Consider the following 23,032-nt stretch of genomic DNA (forward strand, 5'->3'; position numbering starts at 1 on the left):
TTTTGAAGGCCTTCCTTGGCACGAACCAGCGGATTTTTCTCGCAAATTATTTCCGCATCGCTGTCGGGGCAGGGCATATTGGCTCGTCTTCAGAACAAGACGAGGAAAGTGTCGACCATGCTCTATGCCATCCTTTGCTATCACGATGAGGACTTCGTCGGTTCCTGGAGCAAGGACCAGGACGAGGCCGTGATGAAAAAGCTCGCCGTGGTGCAGGAGAAGCTCACCAAACAGGGCCGGCTCGGGCCGGTGGCCCGACTGCTGCCGACGACTGCGGCCGCGACGCTGCGCAAGGAAGATCCGCCGCTGGTGCTCGACGGTCCCTATGCCGAAACCAAGGAGCAGTTGCTCGGTTTCTACATCGTGGACTGCAAGAATCTCGACGACGCGCTCGACGTCGCGCGCGAGCTTGGCGCGGCCAATCCCGGCGGCGCCTATGAGGTGCGCCCCGTGGGCGTGTTCAGGCCCGGAGGGAATCTGACGTGAGCGAGACCGATGCCGCCTGGATCGAGACCGCGCTGACCTCGGCGCGACCGCAGGCGGTGGGCGCGCTGCTCCGCTATTTCCGCGATCTCGACACCGCCGAGGAGGCGTTCCAGAACGCCTGCCTGCGTGCGCTGAAAACCTGGCCGCAGAACGGACCGCCGCGCGATCCCGCCGCCTGGCTGATCATGGTCGGCCGCAACGTCGCCATCGACGAGGTGCGGCGTACCCGCAAGCAGGAGCCGCTGCCGGAGGACGACCAGGCGATCTCCGATCTCGACGATGCCGAAGGCGAGCTCGCCGAGCGGCTCGACGGCTCGCACTACCGCGACGACATCCTGCGGCTGATGTTCATCTGCTGCCATCCGCAGCTACCGGCGACGCAGCAGATCGCGCTGGCCTTGCGCATCGTCTCCGGCCTCACCGTGAAGCAGATCGCGCGCGCTTTCCTGGTCTCGGAAACGGCGATGGAGCAGCGCATCACGCGCGCCAAGGCCAAGGTCGCAGAGGCCGGCGTGCCGTTCGAGGCGCCCGGCGCGGTCGAGCGCTCGGAACGGCTCGCCGGCGTCGCGGCGATGATCTACCTGATCTTCAACGAAGGCTATTCGGCGAGCGGCGATACCGCCGAGATCAGGAAGCCGCTGTGCGAGGAAGCGATCCGGCTGGCGCGGCTCTTGCTGCGACTATTCCAGAGCGAGCCGGAGATCATGGGGCTCACGGCGCTGATCTTGTTGCAGCATGCACGCAGTGCCGCGCGCTTTGCCGAAGACGGTTCGCTGATCCTGCTGGAAGACCAGGACCGCTCGCTGTGGAACGGCACCATGATCGCGGAAGGGCTGGCGCTGATCGACAAGGCGATGCGCCACCGCCGCAGCGGCCCCTACCAGATCCAGGCGGCGATCGCTGCGCTGCATGCGCGAGCTTCGACTCCGGAGGAGACCGACTGGGTGCAGATCGACCTGCTCTATGGCGCGCTCGAACTGGTGCAGCCCTCGCCGGTGGTGACGCTCAATCGCGCAGTTGCGGTCTCGAAGGTGCGCGGGCCGCAGGCTGCGCTCGACATGATCGAGCCGCTGGCGCCGAAGCTCGCCAACTATTTCCATTTCTACGGCGTGCGCGGCGCCTTCCTGATGCAGCTCGGCCGCAACGATGAGGCCCGCGTCGCCTTCGACCGCGCCATTGCGCTCGCCAACACCTCGGCGGAAGCCGCCCACATCCGCATGCATCTCGATCGCCTGATCAGGGACAGCCAGCCGACGGGGACCAGTGGGAGTTCCAAGCAAGGCGCGAAGGCGAATTAGAGCGGATCCCGTCCGCCCGTCATGCCCGGGCTTGTCCCGGGCATCCACGCCTTTTCCATCCGCGCCAAGAACGTGGATGGCCGGGACTAGCCCGGCCATGACGTGGGGCGGGCAGCGCAAAAAAAGATCCGTCCATCGTGTCGATCTCGCGCAGCGTCATTCGTCCTTAGCCCATACCCAAGGGAGTCATTCATGCTGAAAGCTGTTGCCATTTTCGCGGTCGTGATCGCGGTCGGCCTGGCCGCCGTCCTCGTCCTCGCGCTCACCAAGCCCGACATGTTCCGTGTCGAGCGCTCGCTCGCCGTGAAGGCGCCGGCCGAGGCGATCTATCCGCTGGTTGCCGATTTTCATCGCTGGACCGGCTGGTCGCCCTATGAAGGCCGCGATCCCGCGATGAAGCGCAGCTTCGGCGGAACTGCGGAAGGTAAGGGCGCGACCTATGCCTGGGACGGCAACAACAATGTCGGCGCCGGCCATATGGAAATCCTCGAGGCGAACGCGCCGTCAAAGCTTCGGATCAAGCTCGATTTCGAGCGGCCGTTCGAAGGTCACAACACCGCGGAGTTCACCTTTGTGCCGCAAGGTGATGTCACACTGGTCACATGGGCAATGTATGGTCCGGCACCGTTCCTGTCCAAGTTGATGCAGGTCTTCATCAACATGGACCGCATGATCGGCAAGGATTTCGAGACCGGCCTCGCCAGCCTGAAGAAGCTCACCGAGAAGTAACGCTTCACTGCCAAGGAGAGAAACGATGCTCAATCCCTATCTGTTCTATCAGGACACCTGCGAAGCGGCGTTCAACTTTTACGTCAAGGCGCTCGGCGGAAAGATCGAGGCGATGATGCGCGCCTCCGAGGCGCCGGCGGACATGCCCGCGGCGCCCGGCCGCGAGAAGACCATCATGCACGCGCGCATGTCGTTGCCCGACGGCAGCGTGTTGATGGCCTCCGACGCGCCGCCCGAGCATGCGCAGAAGCCGCAGGGCTTCTCGATCTCGCTGACCCTGGCAGATCCCGCGGAGGCCGAGCGCAAGTTCAATGCACTCGCCGACGGCGGCACGATCACCATGCCCTTCAGCAAGACGTTCTGGGCCAAGGGCTTTGGCATGTGCGTCGATCGCTTCGGCATCCCCTGGATGGTGAACTGCCCGGAAGGGATGTAAGCCCAAATGTGAGCGCGCGCCGATGACGCGCTGACAAGCACGCTCTCTCGCGCCAACGGCGCGAGAGAGCGCACAAGCAAGCCCTCACCGCGATAGGTTGACCGCGCGCTGCTTCAGCGGATCAATCCGGTGACGTCCTCCTGCGGCGCCCTTCAAGATTCGGATTGGAGTCGCTCTCTGCAGGTGCGCCTGGCGATGCCTTGCGACGGCGGTCCGGTTCGGGTCTTGGCCGAGTCCGTCCCGCGCGATTGGGCGACGCACCGAGGTCGGCGCGGTCGCGCATCCGGCGAGCGCGGCACGAAGGCCGAGCAGGATAAAGATATATCGGTCATGCCGAATGTGACTCTTGCTTTCGCCTCATTCTGCGTGAGCGCGCATCGCGGAATGAGGTGGACTGCATCGCACAACAATTGGCGCAATATTGGGCTGTAAACTGCCCGTCAAAATCGATAGCTTCGTCTCAAAGAATCACAAACTGGGGTGGACGTCACTTAAGAGGGGAGCGACCGATGGCGGCGGCGCTACAAATCAACTTTGCCCTGTGGGGGATGCTCATCTGCGCCAGCATGAAGCTGGCTCCGATGATCCAGATTCTCTTCTAGGAGAACAGCCAGTTCACGACGGCCAAGGCTCCCTCTGCGAGCACGTAGAGCCAGCCAACGGTTACGACTGCGCTCGTGATCAGGAACGCAGTGGTGACAGCCTGCTCCTTCCATGTCCGCAACTGTGAGGGCTGAGCTTGTTTACTGGGATGTCCGTCGGTGCTGATGCTGGTCATGACTATCTCCGAAGACATCCGTGTCGTGTGGTTTCAGGTATGCCAATCCAACTTGGCGTTAGTGTGACGCAGTTCACAGTTGTGACGCATTCTGCCGGCGCGGCGCGCTAAAACCTACGCAGAGGTTCCGACAAATAACGAGCGCGATCTGCAGCCGGTGGAGCGGTCGCCAAAACGCTATCGACAGCGCGGATAGATCGCCGCGAGCTCGCGCCCCTTCAACAGCAACAGTCGCGAGCTCAGTCCGCCGTGACGGCTGATCCAGTCGCGCACCGGGCCGGGATAGGCTTGCAGCACGGCTTCTGATGCTTCTGGCTCGGCATAGAAACGCCCGCGCTGATCCACCGAACGCGCCGCATGGAAGCCGAACACCGCGCGGCGGGTGACGCAGATGCGCTCGCCCGGCACGATGCTCAGCACCAGCGTGCAGGCTGACAGGCAGGGGCCGTCGATCACCACGCGGTCGCCGCTTTCGCGTACCTTCTCGAACAGATCGAGGAACGGGCCGACCTGTCCGCCGGGACTTTGCATGATGCGGACTTCTGCCGAGGCAGGCGCGGCGGCGAGCAGGGCTGCAGCGAGCATCGCAGTCCCGACAAAGCCAGCGTGTTGCATGAAGCCTCCACGAGCTCGATTCGTAGGGCGGGTTAGCGAAGCGTAACCCACCACTTTTGCATCCGCGGCGTCAGAACCGGTGGGTTACGCTGCGCTAACCCCCTACAAGTCTCATCCGTTGCGGCGCTGCCCGCGCAACGTCGGCAGACCGATGCCGGCCGCATCGAAGCCGCCATCAACGGCCAAAATTTGGCCGGTGATGTAACTCGCGCGGTCCGAGCAGAGGAAGAAGATCGCTTCGGCGAGTTCCTCCTCCAGGCCGTAACGGTTGAGCGGAATGGCATCGTGATAGTCGGCGCGGATCTCCGCCGTGTGCACCTGCTTGGCCATCGCGGTGTCGACGGGACCCGGCGCCACCGCATTGACGCGGATATTGAGGGAGGCGAGCTCGACGGCGAGCTGCTTCGTCAAATGCGCGAGCCCCGCCTTGCTGGTGCCGTAGGCCGAACGCAGCGTCGAGGCGCGCACCGCCGAGATCGAGGTGATGTTGACGATGGCGCCGCCGTTACCATCGCGCATCAAGGGCACCGCCGCCTTGGTGCAGAGGAAGGGGCCGGTGAGGTTGACCTCGAGCACGCGGCCCCAATCGGCATCCGACGTCTCCATCAAGGGCGAGAACACCGCAATCCCGGCATTGTTGACGAGCGCATCGAGGCGGCCAAAACCCTGCTCGATCGCCTTCATCGCCGCGCTGAGGCCGGCAGCGCTGGAGACGTCGCAGGTCAGCGCCAGTGTCGCATCGTACCTGCCGATCTCGGCCGCGGCGCGGCCGAGCAGCTCGCCCTCGATGTCGAGCAGCGCCACGCGCCAGCCCTCGGCCAGGAATTTCTTCGCGGTCGCAAGCCCGATGCCGCGCGCGGCTCCGGTGACGAGGGCGACTTTTTGTGGGGCTTGCGGCATTTGCTGATCTGTCCTGTGTTCGAAAGGTTGGTCGCGCGCGGGCGCTTGGCCCCTTCTACTTCGCTTTCATCCCGCGGAGAAAGGTTTCAGGGCATGCCGATCGGTCCCGGTGCGGCGCCGATCCTGAAGTCGCTGCCGGAGGGGCGCTATGCGAGTGCTCAGGATGATAGGGACAGACTTTCCGCTGCCGCGCCGATGGCCGGCCATGACCGCCGAAATAATTTTCGTTCCCCTGTCGGTTCGGTAGAACGGCGTTCGTCTTATTGGGGAGCGCGGGTCAGGCCGGCCTGTCGATGAATGGATTTCCGGGCCTGCGCCTTGCGGCGCATCCCGGAATGACCACGCAAAAGGATATCTCCATGCGATTCATGATGCTGATGATCCCTCTCGGCTACGAGACCGCACCGCCGGACGTGCAGCTCGATCCCGAACGCGTCGCCGCGATGATGCGCTACAACGAGGCGCTGAAGGACGCGGGCGTTCTGATCACGCTGGATGGCCTGCATCCACCGTCGATGGGTGCGCGCGTGTCGTTTGCGACCGGCGAGCCGATCGTGACCGACGGCCCGTTCACTGAGGCCAAGGAAGTCCTGGGCGGCTACTGGATGATCGAGGTCGCCTCGCGCGAGGAAGCGATCGCCTGGGCCAAGAAGTGTCCGGCTTCGCCGAACGAGGTTATCGAGATCCGCCAGGTCCAGGAGATGAGCGACTTCCCGCCGGACGTGCAGGAGGCCGCCGCTGGCTTTGACGACCCGCCGCGGCCGACGCCGCGGCTTCCGTCATCATCACCACCCAAGGGAGAAGCAACCGATGAGCACCGACACCTATCTCGCCGTTTTCCTCGGCAGCAAGAACAGCCCGAAATGGGCCGCATGGAATGCGATGTCAGAAGCCGAGCGCAAGGCGAAAGAGCAGGAAGGCATGGCGGCCTGGAAGGCTTGGGTCGAGAAGCACCAGGGCGCAATCCAGGCGATGGGCGGCCCGCTCGGCAAGACCAAGAAGGTCGATGGGACGGGCGTCGCCGACATCGCCAATGAGATGGGCGCTTTTACCGTGGTCCGTGCCGCGTCCCACGAAGCGGCGGCGAAGATGTTCGAAAACCATCCGCACTTCGCGATCTTCCCGGGCGAGCGCGTCGAGATCATGCCGGTGCTGCCGATCCCGGGCGGCTAGCAATCGAAAGTCATTCCGGGGCGGCTCGACAGAGCCGAACCCGGAATCTCGAGATTCCACAATTCGCAATTGCGGATTGGGGTTCGTGCTCTGGGCCGCTTCGCGGGCCCATCGCGTCGGCTCGGAATGACCGTGCAAATACGGGGTTAATCACACCCCGTTCCCGCTAGTGACCTTCGCGCGCGGCTCATGTAAAAGCCGTTCACATGAGCTGGCGCAAGGAGCAGCGCCGCGCCGAGCGCGGCTATCACCACGGCAATCTGAAGGAAGCCTTGTTGCAGGCTGCGCTCGGGCTGATCGCCGAGAAGGGCGCGGCCGGCTTCACCTTCGCCGATGCGGCACGCATGGCCGGCGTCAGTGCGGCCGCCCCATACCGGCATTTTCGCGATCGCGACGAACTGTTGTCCTCGATCGCGCAGCGCGGCTTCGAGCAGTTCGAGGCGCGGCTGTCCGCGGCCTGGGACGACGGACGGCCCGATACGATCACCGCGTTCGAGCGCGTCGGCAAGGCCTATCTCGCCTTTGCGCGCGAGGAGCCGGCCTTCTATGCCGCGATGTTCGAATCAGGCCTTCCCACGGATGCCAATCCGGCGCTGATGGCCGCAGGCGAACGCGCGTTCGGCGTCATCCGTGCCGCCGCCGAGCGCCTCGCTGCACTGACGCCGCCCGGCGCGCCGCGCCCGCCGGCGATGATGATGGCGCTGCATATCTGGTCGATGTCGCATGGCGTTGCTTCGCTGTTCTCGCGCGGCGATGCCGCGCGGCGGAAGCTGCCGATGTCGCCCGATGAACTGCTCGAAGCCGAAGTGCTGATCTATCTGCGCGGTCTCGGCTTCCCGACCGACCGCCGTTCCGCGGCGAAAGGCGCCGAGCCGCCGCCCATTCCACCGGAGGCCCCCTCCGGTACACCCTCGGGTCCCTGGGGCAAGCCGAAATAAAGTTGCTCAAATAAATCGGCGTGCCTATCGGGCGGCCGGCTTGACAAAAACGCGGGATGGTCTAGCTATGTAAATGTTATTTACATTCACAACGGCGCTGGTGCCGTGATGGAGATGGGAAATGGCCTACACCGCTGATGTCAATCGATGGCGCGGCCCCTCGGAACAACCCTACGACCGCCCCCACATGCTCGACACGCCCTGGCATCCCGGCTGGATCGCCGTGACCATCCTGGGCTTCATCATCTGGTGGCCGATCGGCCTTGCCCTTCTCTTTTTCACACTCGGGAGCAGAAGAATGTCGTGCTGGAGCCACCAAGATCGCTGGCAGAACAAGATGGAGCGGATGCAGTACAAGATGGATCGCATGCGCGACCGCATGGAGCGCCGCGGCTTTGGCTTCGGCTTCGGCCCGCCGTCCTCCGGCAACCGCGCCTTCGACGAGTACCGCGCCGAAACGCTGCAGCGGCTCGAGGAGGAGCAGCGCGAGTTCAAGGATTTCCTGACCCGTCTGCGTCACGCCAAGGACAAGGAAGAGTTCGACCAGTTCATGGCGCAGCACCGGACCCGTCCGACGCCGCCACCGACGGATCAGCCGCCGCAGGGCTGATCCGACCTCTCAAAGCCTTCAGGCGCATGCCCCCAAAGTCCTGATGGCCCCAAGCCGCCCGCCTGCATGTCGCAGGCGGGCGGTTTGGTTTTCATGAGACGCTCGTTGCGTGCGTCCGAGCCGTCCCATTCAGGCGGCGTGCCGGTGGCTCTCGCCACCATGCTGCGGCGTGACCGGTTCTGAACTCGTCTGGCCCGGCGCGTCGACCACCGCGACGTGGTGACGGTACACCATCCCCCAGCCCTTCCATCCCGTGAACAGGAGGATGCCGACGACGATCAGGGACAGCACCACGCCCCACGGCTTGATCGCGGCTTCGGCGCCTTGCGCATAGCGGAGATAGAAGTTGATCAGCGCCAGCACGACCGCCGCAAGGTTGCCGACCATGTGGTACCAGGCATCGTTCAGGCTGCGGATCCGGGACTCGCTCAAGAAGTCCGTAAAGCCGGCTATGGCGGCGACCAGCGCCATGACAATGCCGGCGCCGACCAGCCACATCGCGGCGCGGGCCCAGAAACCGTCGCCGGTTGCAATAAAGACCAGATCGGCGATTGGCGCGCCGACCAGGAACGCCACAGGAAACGGGATGATCATCGGATGGATCGGGTGCTCGCCGATCGCAGCAGTCGTCTTCGGGTTGATGCTCATGGCAAAACCTCATCGAAAATGACTTTCCGGAACAATTTTCGGCCCGAGCGCTGGTTCCTCCGTTTCTGCCGCAAAGAGGCAGCCTGGCTGACCGGCGCGGCCGGTCGGCGGTGCAGCTAAAAGAGCGTGCCGAGGAACATCGCGGCATGCTCCGAGAGGCCGACGATCTTGCTGGTCGCCTGACGATAGAATTTGAAATTGAGCTCGGTCTCCGTGTGGCACCCCTCTCCCTGGCCCTCCCCCGCAAGGGCCCGCAGGGGTAGGGAACCGACCTCGCTCCGCGTCTGGCAGCGCCGCCCCACCTTCCTCGTCCAACCGCTTGCCCGGCCTCTCTTTCCCGCAGCCAAATTCGTCCGCGGTAACCCCGCATTAACCATCGCCGGGGTCTGGTAAAAGTCGGTAGGTCGCGCCCAAAGGCTTAGTCGAGGCCCTTAGTTTTGACATCTTGGCAGGGAAAGCAGACGGCCGGCTTTGGACGGGCCGCTGCAATCCAAAAAGACAAGGCTTTGCGCAGGCTTGTGAGCTGCGCGTGACCCGCGCGGCGTTGGGGAACCGGCAGCCATTTTGCTCCCGGAGGATATGGAACGATCGCCTTGAGAGGATACTGCTTATGAATCCGGCCGACGTGGCTCAGTCAGCCCTTCCGGTTGCCGCTTCCGCCGACGTGTCGCTGATCGCGCTGTTCTGGCAGGCTCACTGGATCGTGAAAGGGGTCATGCTGGGGCTTTTGTCTTGCTCGGTGTGGGTCTGGGCGATCGCCATCGACAAGATATTCCTCTACGCGCGCACCCGCCGCTCGATGGACCGCTTCGAGCAGGCGTTCTGGTCCGGCGAGTCGATCGAGGAGCTCTATCGTACGCTGTCGGCCAAGCCGACGCATTCAATGGCGGCCTGCTTCGTGGCGGCAATGCGCGAGTGGAAGCGCTCGTTCGAGAGCCATGCGCGTTCGGTCGCCGGCCTGCAGATGCGCATCGACAAGGTGATGAACGTCTCGATCGCGCGCGAGGTCGAGCGGCTGGAGCGCAGGCTGCTGGTGCTCGCCACCGTCGGCTCCGCCGGCCCCTTTGTCGGCCTGTTCGGCACGGTCTGGGGCATTATGTCGAGCTTCCAATCGATCGCGGCGTCGAAAAACACCTCGCTGGCGGTGGTGGCACCGGGCATCGCCGAGGCGCTGTTTGCGACCGCAATCGGCCTTATCGCCGCCATTCCTGCCACTATTTTCTACAATAAATTCACCTCCGAAGTGAACCGGCAGGCCCAGCGGCTCGAGGGTTTTGCGGATGAATTCTCGGCCATCCTGTCGCGTCAGATCGACGAGCGAGGCTAGTGGACGGTATAGTGTGGGCCAGAGCGTGAGCACCAGACGATGGGCATGAACGTTGCAAGTTCGTCCGGGGGCGGCGGCCGCCGCAGCCGGCGCAAGCCGGTCATGGCCGAAATCAACGTCACGCCGATGGTCGACGTGATGCTGGTGCTGCTCATCATCTTCATGGTGTCGGCGCCGCTGCTCACGGTCGGCGTGCCGCTCGACCTGCCGCAGACCCAGGCCAAGAGCCTCGAGCAGAACGACCAGAAGCCGATCCAGCTCTCGGTCGACATCAAGGGCAAGGTGTTCATCAATGACGCCGAGATCGACATCAACGAGCTGGTGCCGAAGTTGAAGGCGATCACGGATGCGCGCGGGGGCTTGGACGAGCGCATCTACATGCGGGCCGACAAGAAGGCGGACTACGGAACAGTGGCCAGGGTGATGGGCCTGTTGTCCGGTGCGGGCTTCAAGAAGCTGGCGCTCGTCACCGAGGCGGATCAGGGGTCGTAAGATCGTGAAGGTGAAGGTCGACAAGACACTCGTTGCGTCGATTGCCCTCCATGTCCTCGTGCTTGGGTGGGGGATGGTCACCTTTTCGTCGCGCTCGATGGAAGCGCCGCCGCCGGAATCGCTGCCGGTCGACATCATCTCCGCCGATCAACTGTCCAAGATCACGCAAGGCATCAAGACCGGCGACAAGAACAACCCGAAGCCGATGGTCGAGAAGGTCGCCGAGCCCAAGCCCGTCGAGGATGCCATCGGCAAGGTGACCGAAAAGAAAGAGATCATCACCTCGTCCGCGCCCGAGCCGCCGCCGAAGCCGGTGGAGAAGCCGGTCGAGAAGAAGCCCGATCCGCCGAAGCCCGTCGCCGAGAACAAGCCGAAGGAAGAGCAGAAGCCCGCTGAGAAGAAGCCCGATCAGGCCAAGGAAGATCCGATCGCCGAAGCGATCAAGAAGCAGGAGGCCAAGAAGCCAACGCCGAAGCAGGAGACCAAGCCCGCACAGGCGCAGCCGCAGCCTCCGAAGCCGAAGCAGGAGCGAACCTTCGACCAGACCAAGATCGCGGCGCTGCTCGACAAGCGCGATCCGACCCGGCAGTCGATCACAGGCGCGTCGCTGAACGCCTCGGCCTCGCTCGGTACGACGCGCGGCACGGCCGCGACGCTGTCGCAGTCCGAGCTCGACGCGATGCGCGCGCGGCTCGCGAGCCTGTGGAACGTGCAGCCCGGCATCGAGCATCCCGAAGAGCTGTTCGTGACCGTGCGCATTCACCTCGGACCGGATCGACGACTGACGCAGCCGCCGCAGGTGGTCTCGACCGGCTCCTCGCCGCGCTATCAGGCGGCGGCTGACGCTGCCGTTCGCGCCGTGTTGCAGGGCCAGCCCTACACAATGTTGCGCCAGGAAACCTACGATCAGTGGAAATACATGGATATCGATTTCGATCCGAAGACGATGTTCCGCAGCTAATGTCTGAGAGCCCGCAATGTCCGTGAAGTCTTTGCCGTTGTCGCCTTTGCCGATCGATCGCCGTCAGCTTCTCATCGGTGGCGCCGGTGCCGCCGCCGGGCTGCTGCTTCCCTCGCAGTTGGTCGCGCAGACCAAGCTGCAGATCACCGAAGGCAACGTCGCACCGATGCCGATCGCGATCACCAACTTCGTGGCGGGCTCTCCGTCCGATGGTGAGGTCGGCAACGGCGTCACCCAGGTCATCACCAACAATCTGAAGCGCTCGGGGCTGTTCAATCCGATCGACCAGGCCGCCTTCATCGAGCGCATCAGCAATATCGACGTCGCGCCCCAGTTCCAGAACTGGAAGACGATCAACGCGCAGGCCCTCGTCACCGGCCGCATGACGCGTCAGCCGGACGGCCGGCTCAAGGCTGAATTCCGCCTATGGGACGTGGCCTCGGGCCAGCAGCTCACCGGCCAGCAATATTTCACCTCTCCGGAATATTGGCGCCGCATCGCCCACATCATCTCCGACCAGATCTACGAGCGTCTCACCGGCGACAAGGGCTATTTCGACAGCCGCGTGGTGTTCGTGGACGAGACCGGCGCCAAGGAGCGGCGCGTCAAGCGGCTCGCGATCATGGACCAGGACGGCGCCAATGTGCGCTATCTGACCCGCGGCTCGGACCTCGTGCTGACGCCGCGCTTCTCGCCGAACTCGCAAGAGATCACCTACATGGAGTTCGGCCAGGGCGATCCGAGGGTCTATCTCTACAACATCGAGACCGGGCAGCGCGAAATCGTCGGCAACTTCCCCGGCATGACCTTTGCACCGCGCTTCTCGCCGGACGGCCAGCGCGTCATCATGAGCCTGCAACAGGGCGGCAACTCCAACCTGTTCGCGATGGATCTGCGTTCGCGCTCGACCACGCGGCTCACCGATACGCCCGCGATCGACACCTCGCCGTCCTATTCGCCCGACGGCACCCGCATCTGCTTCGAGTCCGACCGCGGCGGCAAGCCGCAGATCTACGTGATGTCGGCGAGCGGCGGACCGGCGCAGCGCATCTCATTCTCGAAAGACGACACCAACGGCAGCTATTCGACGCCGGTGTGGTCGCCGCGCGGCGACTACATCGCGTTTACCAAGCAGGGCGGTGGCCAGTTCGCGATCGGCATCATGAAGCCCGACGGCTCCGGCGAGCGCATCCTCACCTCCGGCTATCACAATGAGGGCCCGACCTTCGCGCCGAACGGCCGAGTCGTGATGTTCTTCCGCGATCCCGGCGGCAACTCCGGCCCGTCGCTGTTCACGGTCGACATTTCCGGCCGCAACGAGCTGAAGGTGCCGACGCCGGGCTTCGCGTCCGATCCGGCGTGGTCGCCGCTGTTGTCTTCGACCTCAGGCTAGCGGTCTGGGCTCCGTCTTGGCGCGCGATTCCGAATGCGCGCCTTTTTCGCAAAGATTTGCGAGATGTTTGCCCGCATCAATCTTTCGTTTAGGCTGTGCTCGGTAAAATTTTCCCAGTTGCTTGATCTGATTGATGTATTTCAATCGCCTGAGGTTCAGAAACACTCGACTTTAACGATGTTCCCTCAGAAAGACTTCACTCCGGCTCAGTAAAACTGCGCTCCAAACAGGACGCGCGTACAGGGCCAGATGCAGCTTGCAGATCAGAGCGGAGAGCCGGACCAGCGGCAGCCCTCGCCGACCATCTCGGCAGCGCTGATCGATTCGTTGTACGAGGCTCCTGGCACGGTGCTGACCGGCATCGTCTTCTCTGCCTTCGCTGCAACCTTGACCGCGCTGAAGACGGGACAGACCTTGATCTGGGGATTCGTCCCTCTCCTCATCCTGGCGGGAGCTGTGCGGGCATTCGATCTACATCGATACCAAGCCCGCGAATCGAACGTTACCGCCGAACAGGCCGCGTACTGGCAGAGGCGCTATCAGGTCGGGGCGCTGATCCAGGCTGCTGCAATCGGCCTGTGGTGCTCCACCACGCTGTTGAGCAGCAGCGACGCCGTCGCCCACATGATCGCTGTTTCCGTGACCACCGGAATCGTCGCGGGCGGCGCGGGCAGGGCCTACGGACGGCAAACGATATTTCGTCTGCAAGCCCTGCTGATATTCGGTCCAGCAGTGGTGGCGTTGGCGCTGCACGGCACACCTTACTACATTGCAATGTCGGTCATATCCGCCGCCTTTCTTCTAGCGGTGGTGCAGCTATCGGCCAATCTGCACAGGATATTCCTGCGAGCGGTGGTGGCGCGCGAGCGCGAGGCGGCGCTTGCCAGCCAGTTCGACACGGCATTGAACAACATGCCGCACGGTCTGTGCATGTTCCGCGCCGACGGGCAGCTCGCGGTGATGAATCATCGGTTCGGTGAAATGACCGATCTGTCCGGCGACCTCGCGCAGAGCGGCGCCGGCGTGGCCGACATCATCACGGCGTGTGTGAACTCTGCCTCGATCTCGGCGGAAAGCGGCAACCTGATCCTCAACGAGATCTCTGATGCGCGGATGAAAGAGATCGTCACCAACGATCCCGATCTCGCGCGGGGGCGGACGCTGTCATGGACGCTCCAGCCGATGGCGGATGGCGGCACGGTCGTGCTGCTCGAGGACATCACCGAGCGCAAGAACGCGGAGGCGAGGATCAGCCATCTCGCCCGCTATGACGAACTCACGGCGCTGCCCAACCGGGTCAGCTTTCGCGACGAGATCGAGCGGCTCCTGGCCATTGCGCACAATGCCGAGTGCCTCTCCGCGCTGCTCTTCGTCGACCTCGACCAGTTCAAGCAGGTCAACGACACGCTCGGCCATCCCTGCGGCGATCAGCTCCTCTGCGCGGTCGCCAACCGTCTGCGCGAGATGCTGCGGCCCGAGGATTTCGTCGCCCGCTTCGGCGGCGACGAATTCGTCGTTTTCCAGCAGAACATCCACTCGGCCGAAGATGCCGCGGCGCTCGCCCGCCGCATCGTCGAGCGGCTGAGCGAGCGCTACCGCATCGACAATCACCTGGTCGAGATCGGCGCCAGCGTCGGCATCGCACTGACCTCGCCGGAAGGCGATGTCAGCGCCGACACATTGCTCAAGAACGCCGACATGGCGCTCTATCGCGCCAAGGCCGACGGCCGCGGCACCTTCTGCTTCTTCCGCGACGAGATGGCGGCGACCGTCGAAGCCCGCCGCATCCTCGAGCTCGACCTGCGCAAGGCGCTCGCCAACGAGGAGTTCGAGCTGTTCTACCAGCCGCTGGTCAATCTGAAGACCGGCAGGATCACCACCTGCGAGGCGCTGCTGCGCTGGAATCATCCGGTGCGAGGCACGGTTTCGCCGGTCGACATCATTCCCGTCGCCGAGGACATGGGCCTGATCGTCGATCTTGGCCGCTGGATCCTGCGCCGGGCCTGCATGGAATGCATGAAGTGGCCCGAAAGCGTCAGCGTCGCGGTCAACTTCTCGCCGCAGCAATTCCACCAGCGCGACGTGCTGAGTGAAATCCGCTACGCGCTCGAGGTCTCGGGCCTGCCGGCCCATCGCCTGGAGATCGAGATCACCGAATCCTCGCTGTTGCGCAATACGCAGCTCACCCACGACATCCTGTCACAGCTACATGCGCTCGGCGTGCGCATTTCGCTCGACGATTTCGGCACCGGCTATTCCAGCCTCAGCTACCTGCACAACTTCCCGATGCAGAAAGTGAAGATCGATCGCTCCTTCCTCGAGGGCATCGACACCGACCGCCCGCTGACGCTGCTGCGCGGCGTGGCGCGACTGTCCGCCGACCTCGGCATGTCGGTCGTGGTCGAGGGCATCGAGACCAACGAGCAACTCGCGCTGATCAACGCCGATGGTACGGTGAGCGAAGGGCAGGGCTATCTGTTCAGCCGACCGATCCCGGCGGTGCGGATCCGCCAATTGCTCAACGCCTCGCACGGTCGCCGTGTTGCCGAGGATCAGATCGCCCTGGTCTCATCGCGATCCATCGCCTGATCTTTCTCCGATAGGACTGGAGCGTCATCAGAGCTCTCGCCTGCGCTCTCTCCGCGATTCTACGGAGCCGCAAAGGTTAACCCTAACACTTCGAAGCCTTTGCAATTCTATTAAGGAACTATTAATGTTCCCGCACTCGCGGAAGTTGCCTGGAGTTGTAGGGGTAAGAGATGAAGTCCGGAGCCGAACCGCATACGGCGCTCCTTCCGCGGGGAGCCGCACTGTTTGACCGCATCGACTACCGGCTCATCGAGACGCCGGAGGACAGAGATCGCCTCTACTTGATGCGCTACCGGGCCTATCTGCGGGCTGGACTGATCTTGCCGGCAGAATCGCAGCGCGTGACCGACCGCTTCGACGATGCGCCCAATGTCTGGAATTTCGGGGTCTATGTTGACGACGAACTCTGCAGCGCCGTCCGCATTCACGTTCTGACGTCCGAATGGCGGATGTCCTACACGACCGAGGTGTTCGGCGATGTCCTGCATCCTCGCCTCGATCGCGGCGAGCTTTTCGTCGATCCGTGCCGGTTTGTTGCCGATCCCGAAATGCAGCAGCGCTTCCCAGAACTGCCTTATCTGACTGTGCGGCTGCCTTTCGTGGCATGCGAACATTTCAACGCCGACGTCGGACTTTCGATGGTGCGTGTCGATCACCAGGCCTTCTATCGCCGCGTCTTCCTGTCGGAGACCCTGACCGAACCGCGTGGGTTTCCGGGCTGGCCTACGAAGAAGGCGGTCTTGATGGCATCGGATTTCCCGAGGACGCGCGAAAGGATTTTGACGCGCTTTCCCATCATGCGCTCCAGCGCCTTCGAACGACGCATGCTGTTCGAGCGCTCCAGCTCGCGCCAGGCTGCGCCCCGGCCCGTGCTGCTGGCCACCTCTCGGAACCCGGACGCAGCAGCGTCATGGGTCGGTTCCGCCCGCTAGGCACGGCACCGGGGTTCCCCGGCCTGTTGCTTAAGGGCCAGACTCCCGGCAAAACCGACGCTTCTGCCGGCCGAGACGCCTTGCCTTCACCCTCGCGCCACATTTACAACTCATTAACCATCGCGGTTGCTTTTCGCCGATTGGGGGCATTTGACCGGCTTTAGCAACGTCCCATCAAGGTTGACGGAACGTTCGCTTAACCAACCCCCTGTAGACCGGACAGCAGTGGACTAAACGCGAGCGTGGAGGCTCCGGAATGAAACATCCTATGCGTATCCTCCAGGGATTGAAGCTGGCTGCAGTGCTTGCGGTCGCGCTGTCGATGGGCGCCTGCGCCAACAAGAACCTTGCTTCGGATGCGATGGCCAACGCCGCGACGCCCGGCAGCCAGCAGGATTTCGTCGTGAACGTGGGCGATCGCGTGTTCTTCGAAAGCGACCAGACCGATCTGACCCCGCAGGCGATCGTGACGCTGGAGAAGCAGGCGCAGTGGCTGCAGACCTATCCGCGCTACACCTTCACCATCGAAGGTCATGCCGACGAGCGCGGCACCCGCGAGTATAACATCGCGCTCGGCGCCCGCCGCGCCCAGTCGGTGCGCTCGTTCCTGGCCTCTCGCGGCATCGATCCGAACCGCATGCGCACCATCTCCTACGGCAAGGAGCGGCCGGTCGCGGTCTGTAACGACATCTCGTGCTGGTCGCAGAACCGCCGCGCCGTCACCGTGCTGAACGCGAGCTCCTGACGGTCAGTCACGCGCTGTTCAGCTTCCGACATGGATTATGCCGGCGCCCCCTCGGGCGCCGGTTTCGTTTCACGGGGCGCATAGAAACCCCTTGGTAGCAGTCACAGTTTTGGCGTACTCCCTCTCTCAATGTGTGGCGCGGCGAGTGATCCGCCGCGCGCCACGTCGCTTTCGTCGTCAGGGCAAGATGTCATCCAGATTTCAGGTCATTACCGGCACCGTGGCGATCGCCGCGCTGCTCTCTTTGTGCTCGCCCGTCCTCGCGCAGTCGGAGGATGCCGACCCCGAGATGCGGATCGAGCGGCTGGAAAACCAGCTTCGCCAGCTCACCGGCCAGAACGAGGAACTGCAATATCGCAACCGCCAGCTCGAAGAGCGCATCCGGCAGCTCGAGGGCGGTGCGCAAGGCGCGCCCGGACATGCGCCGGCCCAGCCCAGCGTGGCGGCCGTGCCGCCCGCTCAGTCCGCGCCGGTCTATCGCCAGCAGCAGGCTGCCCAGCCCGCTTATGAGCCGCAGGGCGCGGCGCCCGCTCCGATCGTTCAGGAGGCGCCGCCCCCGGGAGCACCCGGCGTCCGCCGCCGCGGCGATGCATTTGACCCGAACCAGAACCCGAATGCCCCGGGCGCGCCGCGCGCGCTCGGCGGCGGCCAGCAGCCGATGGCGACGGCTCCAGTCGGCGCGCCCGGCGGCCGCGGCGCGGGCGAGCCTCTCGACCTCGCCAACACCGGCGGCCGCTACCCGCAGCAGGGCTATTCGGCCCCGGCGCAGCAGGGCTATCCGGCACCGGCCGGCGGCGGCCTCACCACGCAGCCGCCCTCACAGTCGCCGCGCGACGAGTTCGACCTCGGCATAGGCTACATGCAGCGCAAGGACTACGCGCTCGCCGAGCAGACCATGAAGAATTTTGCGCAGAAATATCCGAGCGACCCACTGCTCGGGGATGCCCAGTATTGGCTTGGCGAGAGCTATTTCCAGCGTCAGCAATATCGCGACGCGGCGGAATCTTTCCTCGCCGTCACCACCAAATACGAAAAGTCCGGCAAAGCCCCGGATGCGCTGTTGCGGCTCGGTCAGTCGCTTGCCGCGCTGAAGGAGAAGGAGGCCGCCTGCGCCGCCTTCGGCGAGGTCGGTCGCAAATATCCGCGCGCCTCCGCCGGCGTCAAAGCCGCCGTCGACCGCGAACAGAAGCGGGTGAAGTGCTGACGTGCGGCGTTGAAGCGCTGACAAGGCGGATGGTGCTGCGCTAGACAGTCTCTGGCCATCCGCCGACGATTGCTGGGCAGCGTCATGTCAGACGACGACAATTTGCCGATCTCGGCCCGTGCGGCGAAGCTGCTCTTCGCCGATCTGAAGAACGCGCCCGCGCTCGTGCTCGCGGTTTCGGGCGGGCCGGATTCGGTCGCGCTGATGTGGCTTGCGGCGCGCTGGCAACGCAGCCTCGCGCACGGCCCGCGCCTCGTCGCCGTCACTGTCGATCACGGTTTGCGGCCGGAGGCGGCGCGCGAGGCGCGCGAGGTCAAGCGGCTGGCGACGGCGCTTGCATTGACGCACCGGACCATGCGCTGGACCGGCCCGAAACCGAAGACGGGTCTGCCCGCCGCCGCGCGCGAAGCTCGCTATCGCCTGCTTGCGCGGGCCGCGCGTGCGGCCGGCGCAAGCCATGTGCTGACTGCGCACACCCGCGATGATCAGGCGGAGACGCTTCTCATGCGCCTGTTGCGCGGGAGCGGAATCGCCGGACTGTCTGCGATGGGGCGCGTCACCGAGCGCGACGGAATCATCCTGGCGCGCCCGCTGCTCGACGTTCCGAAGTCGCGGCTCGTCGCGACACTGAAGCGGGCCAAGATTAGTTTCGCGGACGATCCCACCAATCGCGACACCACCTTCACACGTCCGCGGCTGCGCGCACTTCTCCCGCAGCTCGCGGCCGAAGGCGGCGATGCCCGAGGTCTGGCGCGGCTCGCAGCGCGGCTGGCCCGGGCCAATGCTGCAGTGGAGGTGTTGACCGATGGTGCCGAGCGTTTCCTCAAGTTACGGGATCGCGGCGTTGCGCCGCATGACCCGGCCGCGCAAAGCTTCGAGGCGTCAGCCTTCGCCGCGCTGCCGGAGGAGGTCCGGCTGCGGCTCTTGCTGCGCGCCATCAACGCGCTCGGGCATGAGGGGCCGGCGGAACTCGGCAAGGTCGAAACCCTCATGGCCGCGCTTGATCAATCGATCGCGGGGGCTGCCCATGCACGCGCCAACGGCCGACCGCTCCTGAAGCAGACGCTTGCGGGAGCCCTGATCAGCCTTGCCTGGGGACGAATCCACATCGTGCCGGCACCCGCCCGGCGCCCAAAGAACGCATCAACGGGCGGATCATGACACCGGTCGATCGAGCCACCATCGTCAGCGCACCTTAACCAGGCAGGAAAAACCCCCGATCTGGTGCCATTATTTCAGCAGGAATCGGGCTAAGATGGGATAAATAGTCCCATCTCGTTCCCTTGGCAGCGACCGGGGCGGCACCTAAATTGTATGCATCTAACCGAGAGGATTCCTTGGGGATTTCCTCGTATTGCCCAAAGTAGCTGGGCCAAGTAACTCCCGAAGGATCAGGGCCGCGATCCGCGCGACCACGAAGGAAGATCGATGAACGCCAATCTGCGCAATTTCGCCCTCTGGGTCATCATTGTTTTGCTGCTGTTGGCGTTGTTCACGCTCTTCCAGAATCCGGGCCAGCGCGCGGCCTCACAGGACATCGCCTTCTCGCAGCTCCTGACCGAAGTCGACCGGGGCAATGTGCGCGACGTCGTGATCCAGGGCCCCGAGATTCACGGCACCTTCACCAACGGCTCGAGCTTCCAGACCTATGCGCCGAACGATCCGACGCTGGTCAAGCGCCTCTATGACAGCAAGGTCCAGATCACGGCGAAGCCGCCGGGCGACAACGTGCCGTGGTTCGTCTCGCTGCTGGTCTCCTGGCTGCCGTTCATCGCCCTGATCGGCGTGTGGATCTTCCTGTCGCGGCAGATGCAGGGCGGCGCCGGCAAGGCGATGGGCTTTGGCAAGTCGCGCGCCAAGATGCTCACCGAGGCGCATGGCCGCGTCACCTTCGAGGACGTCGCCGGCGTCGACGAGGCCAAGCAGGACCTGCAGGAGATCGTCGAATTCCTGCGTGACCCCGGCAAATTCCAGCGGCTCGGCGGCCGGATTCCGCGCGGCGTCCTGCTGGTCGGCCCTCCCGGCACCGGCAAGACGCTGATCGCGCGCGCGGTCGCGGGTGAAGCCAACGTGCCGTTCTTCACCATTTCAGGCTCCGACTTCGTCGAGATGTTCGTCGGCGTCGGCGCATCCCGCGTCCGTGACATGTTCGAGCAGGCGAAGAAGAACGCGCCCTGCATCATCTTCATCGACGAAATCGACGCCGTCGGTCGTCACCGCGGCGCCGGTCTCGGCGGCGGCAATGACGAGCGCGAGCAGACGCTGAACCAGTTGCTGGTCGAGATGGACGGCTTCGAGGCGAACGAAGGCGTGATCCTGATCGCCGCGACCAACCGCCCCGACGTGCTCGATCCCGCGCTGCTGCGTCCGGGCCGCTTCGACCGCCAGGTCGTGGTGCCCAATCCGGACGTCGTCGGCCGCGAGCAGATCCTGAAGGTTCATGTGCGCAAGGTGCCGCTCGCGCCCGATATCAACCTCAAGACCATCGCGCGCGGCACGCCCGGCTTCTCCGGCGCCGACCTGATGAACCTCGTCAACGAGGCGGCGCTGACCGCCGCCCGCCGCAACAAGCGGATGGTGACGCAGGCCGAGTTCGAAGAGGCCAAGGACAAGGTGATGATGGGCGCCGAGCGCAAGTCGCTCGTCATGACCGAGGAAGAGAAGCTGCTCACGGCCTATCACGAAGGCGGCCACGCCATCGTCGGCCTGAACGTGCCGGCGACCGATCCGATCCACAAGGCGACCATCATTCCGCGCGGCCGCGCGCTCGGCATGGTCATGCAGCTACCCGAGCGCGACAAGCTCTCGATGTCGCTGGAGCAGATGACCTCGCGCCTCGCTATCATGATGGGCGGCCGTGTCGCCGAAGAGCTGATCTTCGGCCGCGAGAAGGTGACCTCGGGTGCAGCCTCCGACATCGAGCAGGCGACGCGCCTTGCCCGCATGATGGTGACGCGCTGGGGCCTGTCGGAAGAGCTCGGCACGGTCTCCTATGGCGAGAACCAGGACGAGGTCTTCCTGGGCATGTCGGTGTCGCGGACGCAGAACGCTTCTGAAGCCACCGTCCAGAAGATCGACTCCGAAATCAAGCGCCTGGTCGAGGAAGGCTACAAGGAAGCCACCCGCATCCTCACCGAGAAGCATGCCGACCTCGAGACGCTCGCCAAGGGCTTGCTCGAGTTCGAGACGCTGACCGGCGAGGAGATCGTCGACCTCCTCAAGGGCAAGAAGCCGAATCGTGAGTCCGTGCTCGAGCCGACCACGCCGCGCGCTTCCGCCGTGCCGCCGGCCGGCAAGTCGCGCCCGCGGCCCGATCCGGATCCCGGCCTGGAGCCGCAGCCGCAGGCGTAACCGCGAACGGCCAGAGCAAATGGAAAAACGCGGCGGCAACGCCGCGTTTTTTGTTGTCTCGCGGTGCGTCCTGTCGGCTTGCGGCGCGCGGAATTGGCAATGGCGCCCGAGCGGCCGTCATGGCATGCTTCTCTCCAATAAGGTGCGGCCCGACCGCGCCAGACAAAGGGGAGGGGAAGCCGATGCGCTTTGCGACGGCATGGGGCGCGCTTGGCGCCGTTTCGTTCCTGACATTTTCATTTCCGACATGGACGACCCCGTCGATCGCCGCCGAAATGCGCGGCGTCACCCCAACCGAAATCAGGATAGGCCAGACCATGCCCTATAGCGGGCCGGTCTCGGCGTTCGGTGCGCTCGGCAAGGGCGAGGTCGGCTATTTCAAGATGCTGAACGAGAAGGGCGGCATCAACGGCCGCAAGGTCAATCTCATCTCGCTGGACGACAGCTACGCGCCGCCGAAATCGGTCGAGCAGACGCGCAAGCTGGTGGAGAGCGATGAGGTCGCCTTGATCTTCTCCTCGATCGGCACCGCCCACAACACGGCGATCGCGAAGTATCTCCAGGCCAAGAACGTGCCGCAGCTCTTCATCGGCTCCGGGGCCTCGAAATTCGCCGACGTCAGCCAATATCCGCAGGCGACGATGGGCGTGCAGGCGCCGTTCCGCTACGAGGCGCGCCTCTATGCGCGCTATGCGCTGGCCAAGAATCCCAACGCGAAATTCGCGGTGATCTCGCAGAACGACGACTACGGCCGCGACTATCTCGCCGGTCTCAAGGACGTGCTCGGCGAGAAATACGACGCCATCGTCACCAGCGCCACTTACGAGATCCAGGACCCGACCATCGATTCCCAGATCGTGAAGCTGAAGGCGTCAGGCGCGGACGTGTTCGTGATCGCGGCGACGCCAAAATTCGCAGCGCAAGCGATCCGCAAATCCTTCGAGATCGGCTGGCGGCCGATGACGTTCCTGTCCAATGTCGCGGTATGGGTCTCAACCGTCATGGAGCCTGCGGGACTGGAAGCCGGCACCGGCATTCTATCGACCGCCTATGTGAAGGATCCCGACGATCCCGCCTGGAAGGACGATCCGGGCGTCAAAGGTTGGCGCGAATTCATGACCAGGTACGTGCCGGAGGCCGACCAGCACGACACCAACTATGTCAACTCCTACAACAGCGCGATGGCGCTCGAGGCGGTGTTGAAAGCCTGCGGCGACGATCTGTCGACCGAGAACATCCTGAAGCAGGCGTTCGCGATCCATGACCTCGAACTGCCGATGCTCCTGCCCGGCATCAAGGTCAACACCAGTCCGACCGATCACGTCCCCGTCGACCAGATGCAGTTCATGCGCTTCAACGGCAGGAGCTGGGAGCGCTTCGGCGAATTGCAGACCGGGAATTGATGGCCAATGCGGGATCGGCTTTGG

General features: G+C 64.2%; 22 protein-coding genes and 1 pseudogene. 19 read left to right on the forward strand and 4 right to left on the reverse strand.

Annotation, left to right across the window (positions count from 1 at the left end; genetic code table 11):
* Positions 1-117: 117 nt before the first annotated feature.
* The 4 genes from MTR72_RS30195 (at position 118) to MTR72_RS30210 (ending at position 2,949) form a co-directional block, all read left to right on the forward strand.
* The gene (locus tag MTR72_RS30195; protein ID WP_024337611.1) at positions 118-486 is read left to right on the forward strand and encodes a YciI family protein; all 369 of its coding nucleotides are present in this window, start codon (positions 118-120) and stop codon (positions 484-486) included.
* Complete coding sequence (locus tag MTR72_RS30200; RefSeq protein ID WP_280966710.1) at positions 483-1,784, forward strand: RNA polymerase sigma factor; 1,302 nt, start codon at positions 483-485, stop codon at positions 1,782-1,784. Before MTR72_RS30195 ends, MTR72_RS30200 begins: the two co-directional genes overlap by 4 nt.
* Positions 1,785-1,976: 192 nt before the next feature.
* The gene (locus MTR72_RS30205) at positions 1,977-2,513 is read left to right on the forward strand and encodes an SRPBCC family protein (RefSeq protein WP_280966709.1); all 537 of its coding nucleotides are present in this window, start codon (positions 1,977-1,979) and stop codon (positions 2,511-2,513) included.
* 25 nt (positions 2,514-2,538) lie between these two features.
* Complete coding sequence (locus MTR72_RS30210) at positions 2,539-2,949, forward strand: VOC family protein (RefSeq protein ID WP_280966708.1); 411 nt, start codon at positions 2,539-2,541, stop codon at positions 2,947-2,949.
* A 598-nt stretch (positions 2,950-3,547) separates the two neighbouring features.
* Here MTR72_RS30210 and MTR72_RS30215 read toward each other — a convergent pair.
* From MTR72_RS30215 to MTR72_RS30225, 3 genes are all read right to left on the reverse strand, one after another.
* Complete coding sequence (locus tag MTR72_RS30215) at positions 3,548-3,727, reverse strand: hypothetical protein (RefSeq protein WP_280966707.1); 180 nt, start codon at positions 3,725-3,727, stop codon at positions 3,548-3,550.
* A gap of 177 nt (positions 3,728-3,904) precedes the next feature.
* Entirely contained in the window at positions 3,905-4,342 is a 438-nt protein-coding gene (locus MTR72_RS30220) for a hypothetical protein (RefSeq protein WP_445819647.1), read from the reverse strand.
* 111 nt (positions 4,343-4,453) lie between these two features.
* The gene (locus MTR72_RS30225; protein WP_280966706.1) at positions 4,454-5,242 is read right to left on the reverse strand and encodes an SDR family NAD(P)-dependent oxidoreductase; all 789 of its coding nucleotides are present in this window, start codon (positions 5,240-5,242) and stop codon (positions 4,454-4,456) included.
* A 359-nt stretch (positions 5,243-5,601) separates the two neighbouring features.
* Between MTR72_RS30225 and MTR72_RS30230 the strand changes: the two are divergent.
* The 4 genes and pseudogenes from MTR72_RS30230 to MTR72_RS30245 all read left to right on the forward strand — a co-directional run.
* Positions 5,602-5,994: pseudogene (locus MTR72_RS30230) on the forward strand (YciI family protein); the annotation flags it as partial.
* A gap of 58 nt (positions 5,995-6,052) precedes the next feature.
* Positions 6,053-6,415: a YciI family protein gene (locus MTR72_RS30235; RefSeq protein ID WP_341511653.1), complete on the forward strand. Its 363-nt coding sequence runs from the start codon at positions 6,053-6,055 to the stop codon at positions 6,413-6,415.
* 206 nt (positions 6,416-6,621) lie between these two features.
* Positions 6,622-7,353 carry a TetR/AcrR family transcriptional regulator gene (locus tag MTR72_RS30240; protein WP_280966704.1) on the forward strand — a complete coding sequence of 244 codons (732 nt, stop codon included), beginning with the start codon at positions 6,622-6,624 and terminating at the stop codon, positions 7,351-7,353.
* 121 nt (positions 7,354-7,474) lie between these two features.
* Positions 7,475-7,963, forward strand: a complete 489-nt coding sequence (locus tag MTR72_RS30245; protein WP_280966703.1) for a DUF2852 domain-containing protein — start codon at positions 7,475-7,477, stop codon at positions 7,961-7,963.
* Positions 7,964-8,092: 129 nt separating this feature from the next.
* On the opposite strand, the gene MTR72_RS30250 is transcribed toward MTR72_RS30245, so the two are convergent.
* A complete protein-coding gene (locus MTR72_RS30250) occupies positions 8,093-8,611 on the reverse strand; it encodes a DUF2231 domain-containing protein (protein ID WP_280966702.1) in 519 nt (172 codons plus the stop codon).
* A gap of 610 nt (positions 8,612-9,221) precedes the next feature.
* On the opposite strand from MTR72_RS30250, the gene tolQ reads away from it, so the two are divergent.
* From tolQ to MTR72_RS30305, 11 genes are all read left to right on the forward strand, one after another.
* The gene (gene tolQ / locus MTR72_RS30255) at positions 9,222-9,938 is read left to right on the forward strand and encodes a protein TolQ (RefSeq protein WP_027553212.1); all 717 of its coding nucleotides are present in this window, start codon (positions 9,222-9,224) and stop codon (positions 9,936-9,938) included.
* A 39-nt stretch (positions 9,939-9,977) separates the two neighbouring features.
* Complete coding sequence (gene tolR, locus MTR72_RS30260; protein WP_279372978.1) at positions 9,978-10,430, forward strand: protein TolR; 453 nt, start codon at positions 9,978-9,980, stop codon at positions 10,428-10,430.
* 10 nt (positions 10,431-10,440) lie between these two features.
* The gene (locus tag MTR72_RS30265; protein WP_280971126.1) at positions 10,441-11,391 is read left to right on the forward strand and encodes a protein TolA; all 951 of its coding nucleotides are present in this window, start codon (positions 10,441-10,443) and stop codon (positions 11,389-11,391) included.
* Positions 11,392-11,407: 16 nt separating this feature from the next.
* A complete protein-coding gene (gene tolB, locus MTR72_RS30270; RefSeq protein WP_280966701.1) occupies positions 11,408-12,784 on the forward strand; it encodes a Tol-Pal system beta propeller repeat protein TolB in 1,377 nt (458 codons plus the stop codon).
* A 249-nt stretch (positions 12,785-13,033) separates the two neighbouring features.
* Positions 13,034-15,373 (forward strand): putative bifunctional diguanylate cyclase/phosphodiesterase, encoded by a 2,340-nt coding sequence (locus MTR72_RS30275; RefSeq protein ID WP_280966700.1) that lies wholly within the window; start codon positions 13,034-13,036, stop codon positions 15,371-15,373.
* 170 nt (positions 15,374-15,543) lie between these two features.
* Positions 15,544-16,305, forward strand: coding sequence for an N-acyl amino acid synthase FeeM domain-containing protein (locus tag MTR72_RS30280; protein WP_280966699.1), 762 nt, complete (start codon positions 15,544-15,546; stop codon positions 16,303-16,305).
* 256 nt (positions 16,306-16,561) lie between these two features.
* The gene (gene pal / locus MTR72_RS30285) at positions 16,562-17,050 is read left to right on the forward strand and encodes a peptidoglycan-associated lipoprotein Pal (RefSeq protein WP_279372974.1); all 489 of its coding nucleotides are present in this window, start codon (positions 16,562-16,564) and stop codon (positions 17,048-17,050) included.
* 187 nt (positions 17,051-17,237) lie between these two features.
* The gene (gene ybgF / locus MTR72_RS30290) at positions 17,238-18,254 is read left to right on the forward strand and encodes a tol-pal system protein YbgF (protein ID WP_280966698.1); all 1,017 of its coding nucleotides are present in this window, start codon (positions 17,238-17,240) and stop codon (positions 18,252-18,254) included.
* An 84-nt stretch (positions 18,255-18,338) separates the two neighbouring features.
* On the forward strand, positions 18,339-19,415 hold the full coding sequence (gene tilS, locus MTR72_RS30295) for a tRNA lysidine(34) synthetase TilS (protein WP_341511654.1): 1,077 nt from the start codon (positions 18,339-18,341) through the stop codon (positions 19,413-19,415).
* Positions 19,416-19,682: 267 nt separating this feature from the next.
* Positions 19,683-21,605 (forward strand): ATP-dependent zinc metalloprotease FtsH, encoded by a 1,923-nt coding sequence (gene ftsH, locus MTR72_RS30300; protein ID WP_279372971.1) that lies wholly within the window; start codon positions 19,683-19,685, stop codon positions 21,603-21,605.
* Positions 21,606-21,787: 182 nt separating this feature from the next.
* Positions 21,788-23,008 (forward strand): ABC transporter substrate-binding protein, encoded by a 1,221-nt coding sequence (locus MTR72_RS30305; RefSeq protein WP_280966696.1) that lies wholly within the window; start codon positions 21,788-21,790, stop codon positions 23,006-23,008.
* Positions 23,009-23,032: the final 24 nt, after the last annotated feature.

It is taken from the genome of Bradyrhizobium sp. ISRA442 (assembly GCF_038085055.1).
GTDB lineage: Bacteria > Pseudomonadota > Alphaproteobacteria > Rhizobiales > Xanthobacteraceae > Bradyrhizobium.